The 2,448-nt window shown below is 66.4% G+C and carries 3 protein-coding genes; 2 read left to right on the forward strand and 1 reads right to left on the reverse strand.

Annotation, left to right across the window (positions count from 1 at the left end):
* On the forward strand, positions 1–818 hold an 818-nt coding region (locus EOA60_RS28785; protein WP_128312296.1), incomplete at its 5' end, for an indolepyruvate oxidoreductase subunit beta family protein.
* A gap of 85 nt (positions 819–903) precedes the next feature.
* Positions 904–1,167: a hypothetical protein gene (locus tag EOA60_RS28790; RefSeq protein ID WP_095824259.1), complete on the forward strand. Its 264-nt coding sequence runs from the start codon at positions 904–906 to the stop codon at positions 1,165–1,167.
* Positions 1,168–1,516: 349 nt separating this feature from the next.
* Here the strand turns inward: EOA60_RS28790 and EOA60_RS28795 are convergent.
* The coding region (locus EOA60_RS28795; protein ID WP_128312299.1) for a DUF1501 domain-containing protein at positions 1,517–2,448 on the reverse strand (932 nt) is incomplete at its 5' end.

Genomic DNA, 2,448 nt, shown 5'->3' on the forward strand with positions numbered 1-2,448 from the left:
AGCTCGCCGCCCGTGTCGCGGCGCTCCCGGAGCCTGTGCGCGACATGGCTGAACGCGGCCTGAAGAAGGTCGTCGATTACCAGGACGCCGCCTATGGCGGCGAATATCTCGACCGGCTGGACAAGGCGATCGCGCTGGACAATGCGGAGCGTGGCCATGCGCTGTCGGTCGCGGCCGCGAAACATCTGGCCAACGCCATGTGCTACGACGACATGATCCGCGTCGCCGACCTCAAGACGCGTTCGACCCGCGACAGGCGCGTGCGCAAGGAAGTCGGTGTCAGGGAAGGCTTGGTCCTGCAGGTCACCGAATATTTCCATCCGCGCATCGAGGAATTTTGCGGCACGCTGCCGCTAGCAATCGGCAGTTACATCGAGAACCGCCCGAAGCTCGCCGCCTTCCTTGACCGCCGCATCAACCGCGGCCGCCATATCCGCACCGACAGTTTCACCGGCTTCGCCATGCTCTGGTTCATCGGCGGCCTGCACCGCTGGCGGCGCCGCCTGCTGCGCCACAAGGTCGAGGTCGAGCATCTGGAGCGCTGGTACGAACTGGCGCTTGCCCATGCGCGCGAAAACTATGCGCTTGGGCTGGAGATCCTGAATTGCCGCCGCTTGATCAAGGGCTACAGCGACACCCACGCCCGTGCCCAGTCGAAATTCGACCGCGTGCTCTCGGCCCTCCCGATGCTCAAGGGCCGCGAAGACGCCGCCGACTGGATCCGCCGCCTGCGCGAAGCGGCGCTGAAGGACGAAAAGGGCGACATGCTCGACGGCGCGCTGAAGACCGTGGCGACGCTCAACGACGCGGCCCGATAACGAGGATGTGATCCATCCCATCCGACGGATTTCGACCTTGCCGTCCGTTTCACGGCGGTAGGGATGAATCACGGAGACGAACTTTATGCTCACCAAATATTTTCTACCGTTCGCATTGGCCGCCGGCACTTTGATGCTCTCCGCCGGCGCGCAGGCCATGCCGATGGCAAAGCCCAGCGCTGCGCCGCTGCCAGTCGAGACGGTCGGCTGGCGCTGCGGTCCTGGTTGGCACGTGAATCACTGGGGCAGATGCGTGCCGAACGGTCGCCGGTTCATCCGGCCCGTGCGCCACTGGCATCCGGGCTTCCGGTATCACCACCGCTGGCATCGCGGCTATTGGAGCTGGTGATTGCTCTCGGATCGCCATCGACGCCCGCGCTGGCAACGGCGCGGGCTTTTTCGACTTACACGAGGCAGTCATGTCGGTGGGCTTCCCGAAAGCGGTCCTAATTTGCTGAAGTCCCTCGGCTTCGTCATCCACGGGCGGAGCGGGAGCGAAGCGGACGCGGAGACCCGAGGATCCATGCCGTTACCTTTAATCGTAGAATCCAGCGGAGCAGAATTCTGCCTCGCAGCGACGCCTCAACTTCGCAGAATGGATGCTAGGATCTGCATGCGTCGCTTCGCTTCCTTGCTCCGCCCGACAATGACGAATGACAGCAGACGCCGCACCTGTCACCGATGGGAAAAGTCGAGGCTCACGCCACCAAATCCCGCATCGGCTTCACCTCTCCTGAGTCCGGAAACACCTTGTCGCCGAGCACGGCGGCGGAGAGCCCGAACTGCTCGGCAAGCAACCCCTTCAACACCGCGCGCACATCGCTGGTCGGCGCGAGGTCGCGGCCTTGGTAGAGCTGAGCCGGCTTCAGCCCCGGCCAGTCGGCGATGACGCGGCCACCTTTGATCGCGCCGCCGGCGAGCAGCACTACCGTGCCGGTGCCGTGGTCCGTGCCGACGGTGCCGTTGACGCGGGCGGTGCGGCCGAATTCGGTGATGGCGACGATCGCGGTGTCCTTCCAGCGCTCGCCGAGCCCTTTCTCGAATTCCTCGAAGGCGCCATCGAGGCCGCCGAGCAGCTTGGCGAGCCGCCCGGTGGCGCCGCCCTCGTTGACATGCGTGTCCCAGCCGTCGAAGGCCAGCGCCGCAATGCGCGGCCCGTCGTCGGCGGCCATCAGTTTCGCCGCGCCTTGCGCGGACTGGCGCATGCAGGCGGCGTTGGCGAGGCCGCCGTAGGGTTTCATCGTGCTGCCATCGAGCTGGTCGCTCATCGCCATGCGGTCGGCGTCGAGGCCCTTCTGCAGCACCGCTGCCAGCACCGGGTCGCGATGGTTGTAGAGGTCGAGCACACGCTCCGCCAGCGCATCGCTGGGCGTCGGCAGCGCCTGCGGTGCCCAGCCGAGCACGGGTGCTGCGCCACGGATCACCAGCGGCATCGATGGGCCGACCGCCAGCCCGCCGAGCTTGGCCACTCTTTCACCTGCCGGGAGGCTGGCTATCGCCCGATTCAGCCAACCGGTTGTGGCGTTGCCAGGGCCCGGCAGGCCGCTCTCCAGCACATCCTGGCCGTCGAAATGCGAGCGGTCGCGGTAGCCGGTCGCGGCCGCGTGCACCGCGGCCGCCTGACCTGCCT

The organism is Mesorhizobium sp. M1A.F.Ca.IN.020.06.1.1 (assembly GCF_004023265.1).
Taxonomy (GTDB): Bacteria; Pseudomonadota; Alphaproteobacteria; order Rhizobiales; family Rhizobiaceae; genus Mesorhizobium.

Coding starts and splice junctions, on each gene's coding strand:
- EOA60_RS28790 (WP_095824259.1), top strand. CDS start 904: ATGCTCACCAAATATTTTCTACCGTTCGCATTGGCCGCCGGCACTTTG.